We start from the raw sequence: 18,108 nt of genomic DNA on the forward strand, positions 1-18,108 counted from the left end.
TAGATTGGGGAAATTCCCCTTGAAAAGGATATTCATTCTGTTGGCAAACAGTATTTTAATGCGGTAAAACTTGACGTAAATCCTACTCATAATTTACTACCCGCTCTTCAATTACCCGGGAATTTTCACCGGCGGCAATACTGTAAAAAATATCGGCCAGCATTTCTTTTTTCTCGATATCGCGGGTCACAATCTCCTTCAATTTATGTGCAATCGGCAAAAACACTAAATTCGCCAAACCGACACCATAAATTGTGGCGACAAATGCCACAGCAATACCGCTACCTAATTTACTCGGATCAGACAGATTTTCCATGACGTGGATCAACCCCAAGACCGCACCTAAAATACCGATGGTCGGGGAATACCCACCAGCAGATTCCCAAATGCGCACCGCTTGTCGTTGAAATATTTCAAACGCGGTAATGTCGACTTCCAAAATTTCTTTAATGCGCACCGCGTCTACGCCATCAATCACCATCCGCAAACCTTTGGAAATAAAGGGGTCTTGCACGGCGCGCAAGTAACGCTCCAGACTGAGCACACCTTCTCTGCGGGCGCTCATATTCCAGGCCAAAGCTTCACGCACTAACTTTTGATGGTTGTCGATAGGGACTTGAAAAATGCTGCGTAACATGCGCACCCCGCGCACAAAGGTGGGCAGGCGGCTTTGTAATAACACCGCGCCCATCGTGCCGCAAAAGACGATTAAAAATGCTGCTGGCTGCAGCATGGACGACGGATGCGCGCCCTCCACCAACTGTCCGAAGAGCAGTCCGAAAAATGCCAGTAGGATACCCGCTATGCTTGCCCAGTCCACGCTTTCTCTCTTAAAAATGCCCGCAACCGAGCAACGGCTTGCGTGTGTAATTGAGAAACCCGTGACTCGGAAACCCCCATCACGGCGCCCACTTCTTTAAGATTTAATTCTTGCTCGTAATACAATCCCATCAACAGCTTTTCACGATCCGGTAACGCGTCAATGGCAGAGATAACGGTCGCCCTGAAATCACCGCGCAACAAGCTTTGCAAAGGATCGCCGGAAACATCGCTGCAATAGCGGTCTAAAAAATGTTCTTTGCTGTCTGAGTCGTGAAAGTCTTCGTAATACACCAATTGATGCCCGCCACTTTCAGTCAATCTTTCCTGATATTCCGCTAAAGGAATTTTAAGTTGCTTGGCAACTTCAGTCTCCGAAGGTGGTCGTCCTAAACGCTGTTGTAGCTGCTGAATAGCTTCTTCAATTTTGCGCATGGTTTGGCGTACACCACGCGGCAACCAGTCACTATTCCGTAATTCATCCAGCATGGAACCGCGAATACGCTGAATAGCATAGGTCTCAAATTGAGCGCCATGATTATCCTCATAGCGGGTTATTGCATCCAGTAAACCGATCATGCCGGCCTGGATCAAATCATCCACTTCCACACTAGGCGGCAGCTTTGCTTTTAATTGATACGCCAACCGCTTCACCAACGGAGCATGTTCGCTCAGTAGGTGATTTTTATCGGTTTTTCCGGTGGCGTTATACATGAACAGGCTTTATCCGTAGTTATCCATGCAACGATGCAAATTCATCGATACCCGTCATTTGCTGAGCTAAGCGGGAAAATGCCATCGCTGCACCTGCTGTCGGAAAAGCGTCGAGGACGGTGCGCCCGGAGCGGCTGGCTCGCCGTAAAAAATCATCTTGCGGCACATAGCCAACGAAATTGAGTGGGACAGATAAAAAATTACCGGCCGCTTGTGCCATCGCGTCATAGACCCGATGTGCTTCAAACTCATTCACACCGGTAACTAGCACGCCGTAATAACGGCGGCCAAACTTACCGTGCGCACGCTTGATCAAGCTATACGCGGTCTTAATCGAATCTGGGTGGTTGGTGACTTGAATCACGATCTCTCCCTCTTCTAAAGCAACGGTTGCCAGTCCATTAGAATCATCCAACTCACCATCGACCAGCACAATATCCGCACTATTACCTAGCTTCTCAACGATTTTATTCAGTTTCATCACTAGCGTTGTTGTGGGCTGAAAATCAGGCATAGTGTTTTGATAACGACAAAAACTAGCCAGCTTAAATCCCTGCGAAGTAGTCATGGTTGCCTGTTGGATTGTACGCTTTTGGTGTGCAACATCCAGTAATGTCGCAACAATTTGTATTTCCAACCACTTAGCCACACTTGCACCACTCTGCCGTGCATCGAGCAGCACCACATCACTGCCCAAGCGCCCCAGACCGGCCGACAAGTTGACCAGTGTGGCATTCTTTTCTTCATTGCACAGCGCTGATAAAAAAGTAACGAAACGTGGTTTGGCACCAAACAGCATGCGCCGCAATCCTTCTGCCTGATCAAAATTAACCAAGGGACACCTCGCGTAGTTGACGGTCATGCATGGCGGCGGATGCGGTTGCCATGAGCATTGGAAGTTCATCATCCTGAAATTGAAATGCAGCTTGCTCACGCTTTAATTTAAATGCGTGTTCCACTAAATAATGCTTATTGGCGATATGTAAATCCTCTGGCACCCGCTGACCATTCGCCAGATAGAACATGGTTAATTTTTGACGGATGATGGCGTCTAGCACGGCACCGATATTGGCCGCTTCATCCATTTTGGTGATGATGCAACCATATAAACCTGCACCCTGATAAGAGCGGATCACTTCCGTGAGCGTTTCACCGGTTGAGGTCGCGTTTAAACACAGCAGTTTATTTACATTCGCACCGGACAGCATGGCGACCTGCTCTGCTACTAAACGGTCACGCTGGCTCATTCCTACGGTGTCGATTAATACGGTATGTTTATTTTTCAGCTCGGACAGGGCAATCCGTAAATCGGCTTCATCTTTGACTGCATGCACCATCACGCCTAAAATTTTTCCGTAGATACGTAGCTGTTCATAGCCACCGATCCGATACCCGTCGGTGGTAATCAGCGCCAGCTTGCTTGCGCCGTGCCGCATCACGCAGCGCGCTGCCAATTTTGCGGTGGTGGTGGTTTTTCCGACTCCGGTTGGGCCCACTAAGGCAAACACACCGCCTTGTTCCAGCATGTCGCTGTCACAGCTAATAGTGTTTAAGTTTTTGGATAAAATCGCTTTAATCCAAATTAAGCCCTGTTTTAAATCCGAAGTTTTCGGCATGTTTTCAATCAGATAGCGCGACAAGCTGGCGCTAAATCCGGTTGACAGCATTTCCCTCAATAATTGCGCTTTATGCGGTTCTTTGCGCTGAGTATTGCCCCAATTGATTTCGGCTAATTGCGTTTCCATCATGCCGCGCATCGAACGTAGTTCCGACATTAATTCCAATGCGCCAGACATATCCGGCGCATTGGCGCTTGGTAAGGAATTGGATAATGAGCTCGGCTGGGTAACTTCTATCGGGTTATCACGCATTTGCAGGCTTTGCTCGTTTTGCTTTTTTTTGATGGCGAACTTGGTTTGCGACTGAATAATCGGATTAGTAGCCGCCTCCTGTTTACGTGGCGGTATAAACTCAAACTCATTGGCAGTTTCATGTAAATCGGCCATTTCGCCTTCATCCAGCGCCAAAATCTCAACCTGCCCATTCACGTTTCGGTTAGAAATAATGACCGCATCCGGTCCCATCGCATCACGTAATTTATGTAAGGCCTCGCGTGAAGTAGCGGCGCTAAATCTCTTGACGTTCATGATTGACCTCCAACCAAACTGGTGACTTTAATTGTTTTTGATTCTGGTACTTCAGCATGCGACAGAACCCTTAACTGCGGCAGTGAGCGCCTTAAGAACCGTGCTAATAACAAGCGTAATGCGGCGGGCACCACCAACACCGGCGTTAACCCCATTTGTTCCTGATGTCTGCTCGCCAATTCAGTTTGCGAAAGAATTGTGTCGGCCAGCCCGGGTTCTAGCCCAATTCCATCCGGGCTACCGTTTTGCAACGCTTGCATTAGCAAACGCTCCAAATGTGTATCAAGGCTCATCACCGATAACTCATTCGTGCCGGGGAATAATTGTTGAACAATGGCTCGTCCCAGCGCAACGCGCACCAAACTGGTCAGCTCGTTGGTATCTTGCGTTTGAATTACATGTTCGGACAAGGTTTCTACAATGCTGCGCATGTCGCGGATATGCACGCCTTCAGATAATAAATTTTGCAGCACCTTTTGGAAGGACGGCAGTGGCAATAATTTAGGAATTAAATCTTCAATTAGTTTTGGTGCGTCCTTGGCGACATAATCCAGCAGTTGCTGGACTTCATGGCGGCCTAATAATTCTGCGGCATGCGTTGTGATCAAATGATTCAAATGGGTCGCCACCACCGTGCCCGCATCCACCACGGTGTAGCCCATAGCCTGGGCTGATTCACGCCGGTTTGCATCGATCCAGACCGCAGGTAAACCAAAGGCAGGATCTATCGTGGGCCGACCTTCCAATGTGCCACTGACCATGCCTGGGTTAATGGCCAGATATTGCCCGGCAAAGGCTTCGCCAGCACCCATTTCCACCCCTTTAAGACTGATGGTGTAAGAGGTAGGCTTGAGTTCTAAATTGTCGCGGATATGTACTGGGGGCGATAAAAATCCAATATCTTGGGCAAATTTTTTGCGTATCCCTTTAATCCGTTTTAATAGTTCGCCACCTTGCGCTTTATCTACCATCGGTATCAAGCGATACCCAACTTCCAGACCTAGGGTATCGACCGGCAAAACATCTTGCCAGGTAGCCTCTTCCGATTCGACCGGTGCGACTACCGCCGGTGCCGCCTCAGGCTCCTGCGCTGCCAACTGGGTGCGTTTCCGAAGAAAATAGCCTCCGGCGCCCAGCACCGCTGCAAAAAATAAAAATGCAAAATGCGGCATACCAGGAATAATTCCCATGCCGCCAATAATGCAGGCCGTAATGATTAATACCTGCGGTTTAGCGAATAACTGGCCGATTAATTGGTCGCCAATATTTTTATCGCTGGCGACCCGCGACACCACGATACCGGCGGCAGTAGAAATAATTAAGGATGGAATTTGTGCAACCAAGCCATCACCAATCGCCAGCAACGTGTACAGCTTCAGTGCCTGTGAAAAATCCAAGTCATGCTGCGCCATACCGACGACCAGACCGCCGACAATATTAATGATGGTGACCATAATCCCGGCAATGGCATCACCACGAACGTATTTACTGGCACCGTCCATTGCGCCATAAAATTCAGCTTCTTGCGCCACTTCGGTACGGCGTCTGCGCGCTTCTTGCTCGGCAATTAAGCCCGCATTTAAGTCGGCATCAATCGCCATTTGTTTACCGGGCATAGCATCCAAGGCAAATCTGGCTCCAACTTCAGCAATCCGACCGGCACCTTTAGTCACTACCGTAAAATTAATAATGGTCAAAATAACGAAGACAACAATACCCACTGCGTAATTTCCGCCAATTAAAAAGTGACCAAACGCTTCAATCACCTTCCCGGCTGCATCCGGTCCGGTATGGCCTTCTGTCAGAACAACCCGGGTTGAAGCAACGTTCAGGGACAGACGCAACATGGTGCTGACTAATAGCACGGTTGGGAACACCATAAAATCAAGCGGTTTTACGGTATAAAAACTGGTTAGCAGCACGATCACTGCCAAGGCGATATTGAAGCTAAAGAAGATATCCAATACAAACGCAGGCAATGGCAACACCATCATCGCCAGGATCATGACAATTAATAGCGGTGCGGTCAGTGTCCGACTGTTTAAAAAATCCAATCCACTCAGCCATGCTGGTAATTTCAGGCTATCCATTTAGCCCTCCAGCATTCGCCGTTACCGAATTCATTTTGGATTTTTTTAAATTAAGCGCCGCTGGTGAGGTCGGATCCAACTCTTCCGGAACCTCAATAACTTCCGGCAAAGTCGGTGCCATTCCGCCATTTTCTTTATAAGCCCGCAACTGGAATACATACGCCAGCACTTCCGCCACGGCGGTATACAACGATTCAGGAATTTGCGAATTTAATTCGGCATGGGCATACAAGGCACGCGCTAACGGCGGTGCTTCTAATAAGGGAATATGGTGTTCCTCGGCTAACTCACGAATGCGTGCCGCGACCAGATCAGCACCTTTAGCGATCACAATCGGCGCGCTCATCCGGCCTTCAATATACTTTAGTGCTACAGCATAATGGTTTGGATTGGTCACTACGACATCGGCCGTCGGCACTTTACTCATCATGCGGCGGCGTGCCATTTCACGCTGTTGGGAACGAATTTTTGCTTTGATTTGCGGATTACCGTTTGCTTCTTTGCTTTCTTGAATCACTTCCTGACGGGTCATTTTTAATTTATTGGCGTAACTGCGCAATTGAAATGGCACATCAATCGCCATAATAATAATTAGTCCGCTAGAAATAGAAATAAAGCACATGACAATTAAACTAGCCACATGCGTCAACCCTTCTTTAGACGATTCCGAAGCCAGCCCAATAATGGATTCATAATGATGCCGCATCACCTGAAACGCCACAAAACCCACCACAGTAGCTTTACTAAGTGCTTTAACCAATTCAACTAAAGAGCGCATCGAAATCATCCGACCTAAGCCACTCAGTGGATTCATCCGTTCAAAGTTAGGCGTCAAGGCTTGCAAAGAAAATAACCAGCCGCCAATCAATGCTGGAGAAATAAGTGCCACCACAATCAAGATTCCTGCAAACGGCGCTAACGCAATCAACATTTGTATAAAATGAGCCATTTGCAGATCAAAAAGCCGGGGCAAATCAAAAGCCATACTACGGTCAAACTGCATAGAATTTGTCAGCATCAGGCTTATTTGATTAACTAAATCACCACCAATCAGCCATAAGCCCACTCCAGCCGCCAATAACAGCAAACACGTACCTAATTCGCGCGAACGTGGCACATCCCCTTCCTCGCGCGCTTTCTCAATACGACGCGAAGAGGCCGGTTCCGTTCTTTCTAAGCCACTGTCTTCTGCCATTACCGACTCCTTCGGTCAATCATGAAGATGCAGGTTTGATTATTCTCGGATTAACTAAATAGCTATTGGATGAATACAGGCTCGATTACCCTTTATTTTGAGTTTTAATGGCGCTTGTTGGCTTGCCGACAAGTGCAGATTGGACTAATCGCAGGCGCTTCATTAGCTTTCCGTCAGCATTTATTTGTCTTATATTTATTTCAGCCGCTATACTGTCCGGCGCCGTGTTGTGTTCCCATTATTTGAAAAAAATAGGATTTACGCACGTAGTAGATATCACTGGCGTTTTGTAGGGGCTCCCCTTGTGGGTGCCCGTGGTTAATCAACGAAGGGCACCCACAAGGGGAGCCCCTACGAAAACCTACCAAATTGCGTAAATCCAGGGACCACAACGAATAGAAGCAGGCATTACGGCTGACTTTCACTAAAAAAATTAAACAACAACTAACTATGCTAAGCAGCCTTTTTCCTAAAACATCAAACATCCATTTCTACCTGAAGCCGATCGACGTATTAGCCGGACTATCGGTTGCCAGTCTTTTATTGCCGCAGGCAGTCGCTTACGCATTCATCGCGCACATGAGTATTCAAGCCGCGATTGGCGCGTCGTTAGTCGGTTTGCTGCTTTACGCCATCTTCGGCGCGAGTCGCTTTGCCATCGTATCGCCAACCTCATCGTCAGCGGCATTGGTGGCAGCAGGGGCACTATCGCTTATGCCGTCAGGTAGTGAGGAACAGGCTGCTTTAAGTTTTGCGCTGGTGATCTTAACGGGTTGCGGCTTAATTATTGTCGCGTTTGCTCGCTTAGGCCGTCTTTCTGCCTTTGTGTCACGTCCGGTTTTGCGTGGGTTTTCGTTCGCGCTGGCGGCCACTATCATCATCAAACAATTCCCCATTATGGTGGGCACTCATGCCACCGGAGCGAATCCATTTACCTTGCTTGCGGACTTATTCGAGAAAATGCCGCAGTGGTCATGGTGGAGTCTTGCTGCTGGCACGGCCGCATTACTGTTACTCATCAGCCTAAAACGCTATACCAAATTACCAGCGGCTTTTATCGTATTGGCGCTTGGCATTGGTCTGGCCTACGCTTGTGATTTATCGGTATTCCAGATCGCCATCGTCGGCCCTTTTGAATTGGCCATACCCCATTTTGGCCTGCCTAAATTGAGCCTGCATCAATGGTTAAGCGCCGGGGAATTAGCGGGTGGATTACTGGTCATTATTTTTTCTGAATCATGGGGCAGCATACGTACATTGGCACTCCAGCATGGCAACCATGTTGAACCGAATCGGGAATTATTTGCTCTTGGCGCGGCCAATTTAGCGTCAGGTTTAATTCAAGGCATGCCAGTTGGCGCCGGTTTTTCTGCCTGTGTAGCGAATGAAGCTGCCGGTGCGCAAAGCAAATGGGCTGGAATAGCCGCTGCGATTTGCATGCTATTTCTGGTTGTTTATGGAAAACCATTAATCGAGCATATTCCTGAACCGATATTGGCAGCAACAGTCATTGGCGCGCTCTTACATTCGCTCAATCCGCAACCAATAATCGCCTTGTGGCGCATGAATCGTGATCAGTATTTAACCTTAGCCGCGATCGCTGCCGTGCTATTTTTTGGCATATTGCATGGCATGATCATCGCCGTTGCGTTATCGATTGCTTCCGCCATTCGTACCTTTAGCCAACCTGCCGTACGCGAATTGGCCGAGCTCGACTCCACCCGTAATTACATTGATTGCGGGCATCATCCAGAAGCGATGCCGCATAAAAATATACTCATATTACGTCCTGAAGAACCACTCTTTTTTGCTAGTGTGGATGGCGTATTCGATGTCATCAAAGCGTTAGTAAAAAGTCGCGTCAATTGCAGAATTATTATTGTAAGTTTGGAAGAAAGCAGTGATTTAGATAGCAGTGCCACGGAAAGTTTGATTGAGTTAAGCCACAATCTCGCCAAACTCGGCATAACCCTGTTGCTGGCGCGCGTCAAAGACCCAATACGTTTATTGTTACTAAAAACAGCACCTGATTCATTTCAAGACAAGTTGTTTTGGAGTGTGGCAGATGCCGCTGACCATGCAAAACAGTTATTACCAACCATGCCAATCTAATTGGCAAGATCGTGAGCAACGGAATGACAGAACCGACTGAATTGAACGAACTGAACGAACTAACGCCGCCCAACTTTCAACAACTCACTCCAGAATGTGTGTTGGACGCAGTCGATCAATTGGGTTTCCTCACCAATGGTCGCCTACTGGCATTGAACAGCTATGAAAACCGGGTATATCAAGTTGGCATTGAAGATGAAGCGCCGCTAATCGTTAAATTTTATCGCCCGGCGCGCTGGTCGGATGCTGGCATTCTTGAAGAACACCGCTTTGTGCATGAATTGGTCGAGCAAGAGATTCCGGTTGTTGCGGCGCTTGAATTGAACGGACGCTCTTTGCATCATTTTCAAGGCTTTCGCTTCGCCCTCTTCCGGCGGCATGCAGGCCGGGCACCTGAGCTCGATCATCCGGGAATATTGGAGTGGCTGGGGCGTTTTATCGGGCGCATTCATGCCGTTGGTGCGCTGGATTCTTATCAGGAACGTCCAACCATTAACATTCAAAATTTTGGATTTGCGGCACGTGATTTTTTAATCTCGCAGCAGTTTATTCCAGCTGATTTATTAGCCTCCTATCGAAGCACCACCAACTTGCTGTTAGATGGCGTTCAACGCTGCTTTGAGCGCGCCGGTGACGTCGCACAACTACGCTTGCACGGTGATTGCCACCTCAGTAATGTGCTGTGGACAGAAGCTGGCCCGCATTTTGTGGATTTTGATGATAGCCGCATGGGACCCGCCATTCAGGATTTATGGATGCTGCTTTCTGGTTCCCGCGCTGAGATGACCCGGCAATTTTGCGACATCTTGGCGGGCTATGAGGATTTTAAAGAATTTAACCCGCGTGAATTACACCTGATGGAAGCGCTACGCAGTTTGCGGCTATTGCATTATTCGGCCTGGCTGGCACAGCGCTGGGAAGATCCCGCTTTTAAAGTAGCCTTCCCCTGGTTTAATACCCAACATTATTGGCAAAATAGAATTCTGGAATTGCGAGAGCAATGTGCATTGATGGATGAAGAGCCGCTTCGGATTTAAGTAGCCATATAAATATTGACTACTTAAAATTGCAATCATTGATTTTTTGCAGGCCATTTCATAAAAAAATTCAACATAGAGGCAACTTATTTGCTAGCATGGCGGCTAAATTTAATAGAGACATATAACGATATAATCTGTTACAAAAATAGTACTTAGGTAAACCAAATAAGAGCTCACACGTTTTTTCTTGTGGCGACCACCAATTACTTACTCATTTTATAAAAATGAACATGACTGCTGCACTGAATGGCTACTGATAAAGAATTATCCGATTTTCTGGAAAGTGTTGAAAGACGCGCCTTTAAACAGGCGGTCTACGCGGTTCGCAATGAAGAATCCGCTTTGGACATCGTGCAAGATGCGATGATCAAACTTGCAGAAAAATATGGCGATAAACCAGCAGAAGAAATCCCTTTGCTGTTTCAGCGCATACTTCAAAACACCATTCTTGATTTCTTCCGCCGTGAAAAGGTAAGAAATACCTGGGTTAGTTTATTTTCTAACATGAGTACCCGCAAAGATGGCAATGATGATTTTGACATCCTTGAAAATTTTGAATCCGAAGAAGGCTCCGAAGCCTCAGAATCCAGCGCAGACAAGGTTGAACGCGAGCAAACCCTGACTATTCTCGACGAGGAAATACAAAAACTTCCGGCACGTCAACGAGAAGCGTTCCTCATGCGTTATTGGGAGGACATGGATGTTGCAGAAACGGCGAGTGCCATGGGATGCTCAGAAGGCAGCGTGAAAACGCATTGTTCAAGAGCTACTCATGCGCTGGCAAAGTCGCTCAAAGCTTTAGGGATACGCTTATGAAAACCACAATAAACAATTCGCAATCAAGTAATGAGCTTGAATTTGCCTACCAAGTACGACGTGCTCTGGATGAACGCCTTGCCGTCATGCCAGAAAGCACAGCAAACCGATTAAGTGCGGCGCGTAAAATCGCGATTGCCCGTAAAAAACCAGAATCGGCTGCCTACGCAGTCGCACCGGCACGCCGCTTTGCCGGTAATTTCTCGCATGGATTCAGTAACCCCTTTGATGGCTCACTGAATTGGCTGCTGCGGGTTGGCATTGCCATTCCATTATTAATTTTGGTATTAGGTTCATTTGGTATTTATCAATATGAACAAGAACGCCGTATTAATGAATTGGCGGAACTTGATGCTGCAGTGTTAACGGACGAATTGCCAATAAACGCTTTTCTTGATCACGGCTTTGACAGCTATCTGAACAAACACGGAGAATAAGGGTGGGGAAAACGTCTCTACAAAAGTTAATCCCGCTCTGGCCGTTACGTTACTGCCTTATTCCATCCCTGTTGGGTGCTTTCTTATTGATAGCTCCCTTAAAAGGACATGCGGTCGACCCTGTAAAAGCAGTCCCACAAGCACCTGTGCAAGCAATAGGAAATGGCTCTTGGGGTACTTTAACGCCGGTACAAAAACAAATACTTGCGCCGCTTGTGAACGAATGGAATAAATTTACGCCTGACCGCAAACAAAAGTGGTTAGTGTTTAGCGAAAAATTCCAAAAAATGAAGCCTGAAGAGCAAAAGCGGGCACAAGAAAAAATGCAACAGTGGGAAAAACTCACACCGGAACAACGTGTTGCCGCCCGTGAGAATTACATCCGCTCGAACAAGCTGCAACCGGATCAACGCACCCAAAAATGGCAGGAATACCAGCAATTAACGGATGCGCAAAAAGCGCAACTGGCGACGCACCCTGAAAAGAAAAAACTAATCACTAATTTGCCGACTCCCGAAGAAAGCAAAGTGAAAAAGTTACAGCCGCTAAAAACACCGCACAAACCAGTTAGCACTGCTCCCGCAGCAAGCGCGCCTTCTAAGGCCGCTGCTGCAGTTGCGCCAAACGCCACGCCTGCCGTAGCTCCTGCTGCTGCGGTACCGCCGGTTACAGCGCTACCAACGGCTTCTCAGCCAGCAGCTTCAACATCTTATTAACGAACACACATTATTTTGTTGACTAGCCCTACTCCATCTGCCACTCCCATCAACTTAGCCTCGTTAAAACACCGTCTGCTGTGCATGGTGTACGAGGCTGTTTTGTTATTCGGCATTTATTTTTCAGCCTGTTTTTTGTTTGATGTGTTAACACAAAACTTCAACGCTGCGTCGATACGCAATTGGCGCCAGCTTTTTCTTTTTGTTGTGGTCGGTATCTATTTCACGTATTTTTGGGGCCGTACCGGGCAAACCTTGCCCATGCAAACCTGGCGTATTAAATTGGTTTCGGCAAACCAGCAAGCCATCACGTTTAAACAAGCCTGCCTGCGTTATTGCTGCGCATGGATGTGGTTTTTACCATCGCTGGCATTTATTTATTTGTTTGGCATTCAGCACTGGCCGAGCATAATCATCATTTTTGTTGGCATGATCGCCTGGGCATGCACGGTTAAACTGGATAAAAACGGGCAATTTTTACACGACAAAATAGCCGGAACGCAGTTAATTTCCCTACCTAAAGAGGCTCGGATTAGCGATACGGAATAACAAAAGCCGCGTTTTAATGCCGCTTTAAGAGTAATTTCCCCAAATAAACACCGTTGACGAAAAAAATCTGACACTTCACTAGGTTTATTGCAGTTACCTCACTTAAAATGGCATTCATAAGCCATTGTGCAATTAACAAACGAGATAAACATGCAACAAAAAGCTCCACGCCGCACTCGCGAGCGCATTTTGGAATTGTCCTTAAAATTATTTAATGAATTTGGCGAGCCTAACATCACCACGACGGTGATCGCTGAAGAAATGAATATTTCCCCCGGCAATTTGTACTACCACTTCCGCAATAAGGACGATATCGTCAATTCGATTTTTGTTCAATTTGAAGAAGAAATTAACAAAAAGCTCGCTTTCCCCAAAGGCCGCAAAGCCAACGTAGATGATATTTGGTTATACCTCCATTTAACCTACGAACTCATTTGGCGCTATCGCTTTTTTTATCGCGATTTAAATGATTTGTTATCGCGCAATCGCAAACTCGAACTCAATTTCAAACAAATTTTGTCGCACAAAATTCGCGTCGCACAAGAATTATGCTTAGGCTTACGTGAAGATGCAGCGTTTGAAGGAAGCGATATTGAAATTGATGCCTTGGCCACTAACATGGTGGTGTTAATCACTTATTGGCTCTCTTACGAATACGTTCGCAATCCGCGTAAATACACCGAACAAGAAGCTATGTCCGATTCATTGGTGCGCGGCTGCTATCAAGTATTAGTCTTAATTTGCCCTTATTTACGCGGCGACACCAACGTACAATTTAAACTCAAAATGCAAGAATATTTGCTCAAACTTAAGCACTAAGTTACAACACCTTTACACCTTCACTCCTTCCATGAAATCAATCTGCGTATACTGCGGCTCGGCCACCGGCATCTCACCCAGTTATGCCGATGCAGCGCGCTCATTGGCAGGTGTTTTGGTCGGCCATAATTTGAACCTGATTTATGGCGGCGGCAACATTGGTTTAATGGGTATTATTGCGGACGAAGTGATGCGTTTAGGAGGCGAAGTCACCGGTGTCATTCCCAAAGCATTGGTAGATAAAGAAGTCGCTCACATGGCATTAACCCGTTTATATATAGTTAATGACATGCATGAACGTAAAGCCATGATGGCCTCATTGTGCGATGGCTTTATCGCCTTGCCCGGCGGCATAGGCACTCTGGAAGAGTTGTTTGAAATGCTCACCTGGTTGCAACTCGAGTTTCATCAAAAACCGGTTGGCTTACTGAATGTAGGCGGTTTTTATGATGGCTTAATCAGTTTCTTAGATCACACGGTACTGCAGGGATTTTTAAAACCGACCCACCATGCATTACTACTCAAATCCAGCGATGCAGAAGATTTAATTCTGCAACTCAAAGCACACTTCCAATAAAACATAGCCCATCGGAATGATCCGACGGGCTATACCTTGGTCTTAGAATTACGCTACAAACTCACATGCAATTGCATCCCCACGATTCTTGGTGCAGAAATATTCGCAGCCGGGGTTCCCAATACCGTGAGAGCGGTATTATCAATGCCAGTCACATAGCGGTTATTGAATAAATTATTCACATACACAGCGACACCCCATTTATGATTTCCAGCATCCCAACCTATCCGCCCATCGGTTCGCTGAGTTGAGCCACCCAATGTGAACGTTGGCGTGGATAAGCAGGCGCCTTGTGCCACAGCATCTGCATTACAACGAACCGGCCCGGTGTAGGCGTGCTGCAAACTATAGTTAATGCTGCCGTCCCAGATATTGCGTTGGGTATAGTCAGCACCGCCAGCAATCGTCCACAACGGCGTACCTGTTGGCTGGTTATTCAGGTTGGTACCATCCGCCGCCGTATAATTTCCGTAATCTTGATCTATGTATTCGGCAACAGCAAACATGCGCAGATTATGGGTAGGCTGCCAACGCACGTCGGTATCAACGCCAACTGCAGACTGATTGCTGCTGGTAACCTGATATTGCGGGATAGGCGAACCGCTCGGTACCAAACTCAACGATTGCAAATTGGAGAATTTGTATAAAAACAGCGATGAATTGATTAACAAATGCTGCTCAGGAAAGTAGCTCTTTAACCCGGCTTCATAATTCCAGACTATTTCCGGTTGATATGCACCGGCCACTAATTGCGCATTAAAGCCGCCCGACTGATAACCCTTAGTTACGGAACCATACACCATCACATCGGGGCTCAATTTATAGTCGAGCACCACACGCGGACTAACGTCTGTCCAGCTATTGCTCATGGAATACGGGGCATTCAGCGATAGCGCGTTGCCGTATTCAATATTCTGCGTCATGGCACCGATTACCTGGTTAGCTTGTGCCTGAGTTATCGCACCGGCTTGCACCAGATTTGGGAAAAAATTGACTTGATTCAAGGTAGCCAACGCGGTATCGACACCGGGCGCTACCCGCGGCGGGTTATACCAACTGAAGTTTTTGGAGTCATAAGAAAAACGCACACCCGTGGTTAAGTTGAGCTTAGGCGCCACATGCCAGATCGCATCACCGTAAATAGCATAGGATTTGGACGTCTCACTGTTAAACATGTTTTCTTGCCAGGAATTCCCAAACAATTTAACCGGAATACCTAGTGCAACCGCTGCGTCGTTTAACAAACCATACACAGGGAAACTGTATAAATTATTGAATACGTTATTCAGCGTATCGGTATTCAGATTAACCTGGCTGGTTTGCTGTGCACTCTCAGAAAACATGCTCACGCCAGTCAACCAGTCAACGGTGTCGTTCTTGCCGGATAATTTAAATTCCTGCTGCCATGTGGTGTTATTTTCCAGATTACCGGTCGTGAGATAAGAGCCGACCAGATTGGAACCAGTATTGCTTTCAATATTGCTGGAATTAAAATGTCGATACGCCGTCGTCGAATCGAATGTGCCCCATTCAAAGGGATATTCCACACGCAAGGTTGCGCCGTTAAACAAACGCTTTTCTAAGTTGCCGTCTGAATTATTATAGGCCGGTGCGGTAATCGGATTCAGGTAAGTATTGGGATTAGCCGGAAATGGCGGTGCGGGTGTTTGCAGGGCAAGCGGCACCAAGCCTATGTCAGGCCGGGCATCTTGGTTCAGGCTTTCGTGCTCCCAACTAAAAATAACCTTAGTGTGTCCCGGCGCATTCCAGCGCAAGGTAGCACGCGTGCCCCAGTCACCGGTGTCATTCATCGATTCACCAGTGGCGCTATCGTTCAGCCAGCCCCTACTTTTATTGTCGACAAAGGTAAAGCGTAACGCTACGGTGTCGCTCAGTGGAACATTCAACATGGCATCTACATTACGTTCACCGTACTGCCCGAATCGAATATTAGCGTCGTTCTCAAACTCATTGGACGGCCCCTTAGTTACGACTGATATCGCACCTGCGGCACTGTTACGACCGAACAAAGTTCCTTGCGGACCTTTCAGCACTTCAACGCGCTCTACGTCATTAAAGTTCATTAAGGCACCGCCGGTTTTACCGGTGTAGACGCCATCAACATAGATACCGACCGGGGAATCGGTACCAATACCAAAGTCGCCGGTGCCGATACCGCGAATTGAGTAACCGGGCTGCGTCGGCTGAGAACCATTTACGACCAGGCCTGGAATATATCCATTTAAGTCAGAAAGATTATTCGCAGCGAGCTTGGTGATTTGATCGTTAGTAATAACCTGCAATGAAATCGGCACCTCTTGCATCTGTTGGCTACGATTTTGTGCGGTGATGGTAATTACCGCTATCGATGCATCTTCCGGAGCAGATGCCGCTGGCGCTGGTGCTGGATTGTCTGCGGTTTGTTCAGCAGCATTCGCCGTCGTCGCCGTGCCTCCCAGCGCGCCCGTCAACAGTGCGAGTGAAATACTGAAAGCTAAATTTTTTTGTCTGAATTTCATAGCTGTGTCTCCATTATTTTATCGTTCTAAATTCAAAGATTAATTCTTAACAGACAGCATGTACTCAGCGACGGTAAGGCGTAATTCAGGAGTAAGGTGGCCTTGCGAAGGCATAGGCGGAAAATCTTCCCGCTTCTTGCTTGGCTTGGCGATGTAATCTGCAATACCTTGTGGATTACCTAAATATAAAGCCTGAATAATTTGAGTTGGTGGCCCGATCATGCGGGCGCTATACGCATGGCAACCTGCGCAAATACCGTTATAAAGTACCTGCCCTTTGGTGACCGTTGCTGTCGAACGCGGTACCGCTGGCTTATCTAACAACAAGGTAACAATATCTGCAGTAGTCGCTTTAGGACAATTGGCAGCCCAGCTACTAATGCCCAAGGTCGCATGGGTTGCACGGTCAACCATGCAGCTACCCGAACCACCGCCTACGGCAACAATATCCGGGCCTTGGCGCGTCATGGAAGCCAGCATCAACGCTTTAATTTCATCCATCGGCTCAGTGCCATTATTTGAAAACAGGTTGGATAAAACCTGGATGCGATCTGGATAAGGATCCGATTCCGGATCGATGGTAATGTTGGCAAACGATTTGTGGTCGGCCACAATAATGCCGGCATTTTTATTATTACGGATTACGTTATTTTCAATCATCACGTCCTTGGCGGCCATGACGATAATGCCTGAGCCACTCGGCACACCAGAAACAATGGAGCCCGGAGCGCCGAAGTTTTTGTGATTATTATCGACAATGAAGTTGTTACGGATGATGACGTCGAAAGTCGTTTTAATCGGCAACCATGGCGTAACAAAGGTCAGGATACCGCCGGCATTGTCGTAGACCATATTATTTTCAACTACGGCATGACGCGAATTTTCAATTTCAATACCCGCTACGTTGCCATGCACTTCATTGTGGTCAACCTGAATATTGTCCGACATACCGACGTAAATCGCGGCATCTTCAATGCCTGACAGGACGTTGTACTGGATCAGGCCATTTTGACCGAACTGCGGAAAAATCCCGTACACGCCGGTATCTTGTATCCAGTTATGGCGTATCACAAAGTTGTTACCCGCCTGCCCCATAATCGCATTGCCTTTGTATTTGATAATTTTAAAGTTCTCAACGCGGATGCCGTTCCCTGAATACAAAACGGCATCATTAAGCTTGCCTATGCCGTCTAAAGTCGGCCATTGCCCTTCTTGAATAACGCCAATTAATGCAATGTTGTCCTTGTCGATGTACACCGTTTCGCTATAGGTTCCCGGCATCACTTGTACGGTATCGCCCGGCTTCGCCAGATTGACCGCATCCTGAATTAACTCACCGGATTTGACGGTGATGATCTTGCCGCTCATGGCACTGGTCAGCGCTGCTGCGTTCTCTTTACCGGCCCCGGCGGTTCGTGCGCCGGTCAGCAAGGATTGGGCCGATGCCGTGTCGATGCTGATGGCACCCAAAAACTGTTTACGCGCAACGAAGTAACCTGCACCTGCTGCAATGATCAACGCCAACACGCCGGCGAATATTCTCTTTTTGCTCATGTGA

16 protein-coding genes are annotated in these 18,108 nt (G+C 47.4%); 8 read left to right on the plus strand and 8 right to left on the minus strand.

Annotated features, from left to right (window positions below; genetic code table 11):
• Positions 1-82: 82 nt before the first annotated feature.
• The 6 genes from S2091_RS17020 to flhB are packed head-to-tail and all read right to left on the minus strand — an operon-like array spanning position 83 to position 6,965.
• Positions 83-820, minus strand: coding sequence for a flagellar motor protein (locus S2091_RS17020; RefSeq protein WP_105533154.1), 738 nt, complete (start codon positions 818-820; stop codon positions 83-85).
• Complete coding sequence (locus S2091_RS17025) at positions 802-1,533, minus strand: RNA polymerase sigma factor FliA (RefSeq protein ID WP_105533155.1); 732 nt, start codon at positions 1,531-1,533, stop codon at positions 802-804. The genes S2091_RS17020 and S2091_RS17025 overlap by 19 nt, the downstream gene beginning before the upstream one ends.
• Positions 1,534-1,552: 19 nt before the next feature.
• Positions 1,553-2,368 carry a MinD/ParA family ATP-binding protein gene (locus tag S2091_RS17030; RefSeq protein WP_243405469.1) on the minus strand — a complete coding sequence of 272 codons (816 nt, stop codon included), beginning with the start codon at positions 2,366-2,368 and terminating at the stop codon, positions 1,553-1,555.
• Positions 2,361-3,680 carry a flagellar biosynthesis GTPase FlhF gene (gene flhF / locus S2091_RS17035; RefSeq protein WP_105533157.1) on the minus strand — a complete coding sequence of 440 codons (1,320 nt, stop codon included), beginning with the start codon at positions 3,678-3,680 and terminating at the stop codon, positions 2,361-2,363. The genes S2091_RS17030 and flhF overlap by 8 nt, the downstream gene beginning before the upstream one ends.
• The gene (gene flhA, locus S2091_RS17040; RefSeq protein WP_105533158.1) at positions 3,677-5,770 is read right to left on the minus strand and encodes a flagellar biosynthesis protein FlhA; all 2,094 of its coding nucleotides are present in this window, start codon (positions 5,768-5,770) and stop codon (positions 3,677-3,679) included. Before flhA ends, flhF begins: the two co-directional genes overlap by 4 nt.
• Complete coding sequence (gene flhB / locus S2091_RS17045) at positions 5,763-6,965, minus strand: flagellar biosynthesis protein FlhB (protein ID WP_105533159.1); 1,203 nt, start codon at positions 6,963-6,965, stop codon at positions 5,763-5,765. The genes flhA and flhB overlap by 8 nt, the downstream gene beginning before the upstream one ends.
• A 450-nt stretch (positions 6,966-7,415) precedes the next feature.
• Here flhB and S2091_RS17050 point away from each other — a divergent pair, with 450 nt between their 5' ends.
• From S2091_RS17050 to S2091_RS17085, 8 genes are all read left to right on the plus strand, one after another.
• A complete protein-coding gene (locus tag S2091_RS17050; protein WP_105533160.1) occupies positions 7,416-9,077 on the plus strand; it encodes a SulP family inorganic anion transporter in 1,662 nt (553 codons plus the stop codon).
• A gap of 23 nt (positions 9,078-9,100) precedes the next feature.
• On the plus strand, positions 9,101-10,114 hold the full coding sequence (locus S2091_RS17055) for a serine/threonine protein kinase (protein ID WP_105533161.1): 1,014 nt from the start codon (positions 9,101-9,103) through the stop codon (positions 10,112-10,114).
• 249 nt (positions 10,115-10,363) lie between these two features.
• Positions 10,364-10,933: an RNA polymerase sigma factor gene (locus S2091_RS17060; protein ID WP_105533162.1), complete on the plus strand. Its 570-nt coding sequence runs from the start codon at positions 10,364-10,366 to the stop codon at positions 10,931-10,933.
• The gene (locus S2091_RS17065) at positions 10,930-11,370 is read left to right on the plus strand and encodes a DUF3619 family protein (protein ID WP_105533163.1); all 441 of its coding nucleotides are present in this window, start codon (positions 10,930-10,932) and stop codon (positions 11,368-11,370) included. The genes S2091_RS17060 and S2091_RS17065 overlap by 4 nt, the downstream gene beginning before the upstream one ends.
• A gap of 2 nt (positions 11,371-11,372) precedes the next feature.
• A complete protein-coding gene (locus tag S2091_RS17070; protein ID WP_165795012.1) occupies positions 11,373-12,086 on the plus strand; it encodes a DUF3106 domain-containing protein in 714 nt (237 codons plus the stop codon).
• A 15-nt stretch (positions 12,087-12,101) separates the two neighbouring features.
• Entirely contained in the window at positions 12,102-12,635 is a 534-nt protein-coding gene (locus tag S2091_RS17075; RefSeq protein WP_165795013.1) for an RDD family protein, read from the plus strand.
• 150 nt (positions 12,636-12,785) lie between these two features.
• Positions 12,786-13,454, plus strand: coding sequence for a TetR/AcrR family transcriptional regulator (locus S2091_RS17080; protein WP_105533166.1), 669 nt, complete (start codon positions 12,786-12,788; stop codon positions 13,452-13,454).
• 31 nt (positions 13,455-13,485) lie between these two features.
• The gene (locus tag S2091_RS17085; RefSeq protein WP_105533167.1) at positions 13,486-14,031 is read left to right on the plus strand and encodes an LOG family protein; all 546 of its coding nucleotides are present in this window, start codon (positions 13,486-13,488) and stop codon (positions 14,029-14,031) included.
• 53 nt (positions 14,032-14,084) lie between these two features.
• Here S2091_RS17085 and S2091_RS17090 read toward each other — a convergent pair whose 3' ends face one another.
• Positions 14,085-16,550, minus strand: coding sequence for a TonB-dependent receptor (locus S2091_RS17090; protein WP_105533168.1), 2,466 nt, complete (start codon positions 16,548-16,550; stop codon positions 14,085-14,087).
• A 39-nt stretch (positions 16,551-16,589) separates the two neighbouring features.
• Positions 16,590-18,104: a parallel beta-helix domain-containing protein gene (locus tag S2091_RS17095; RefSeq protein WP_105533169.1), complete on the minus strand. Its 1,515-nt coding sequence runs from the start codon at positions 18,102-18,104 to the stop codon at positions 16,590-16,592.
• Between the last annotated feature and the right edge of the window lie 4 nt (positions 18,105-18,108).

The sequence above is a fragment of the Solimicrobium silvestre genome (genome assembly GCF_002976435.1).
In the GTDB taxonomy this organism is placed as follows: Bacteria; Pseudomonadota; Gammaproteobacteria; order Burkholderiales; family Burkholderiaceae_D; genus Solimicrobium; species Solimicrobium silvestre.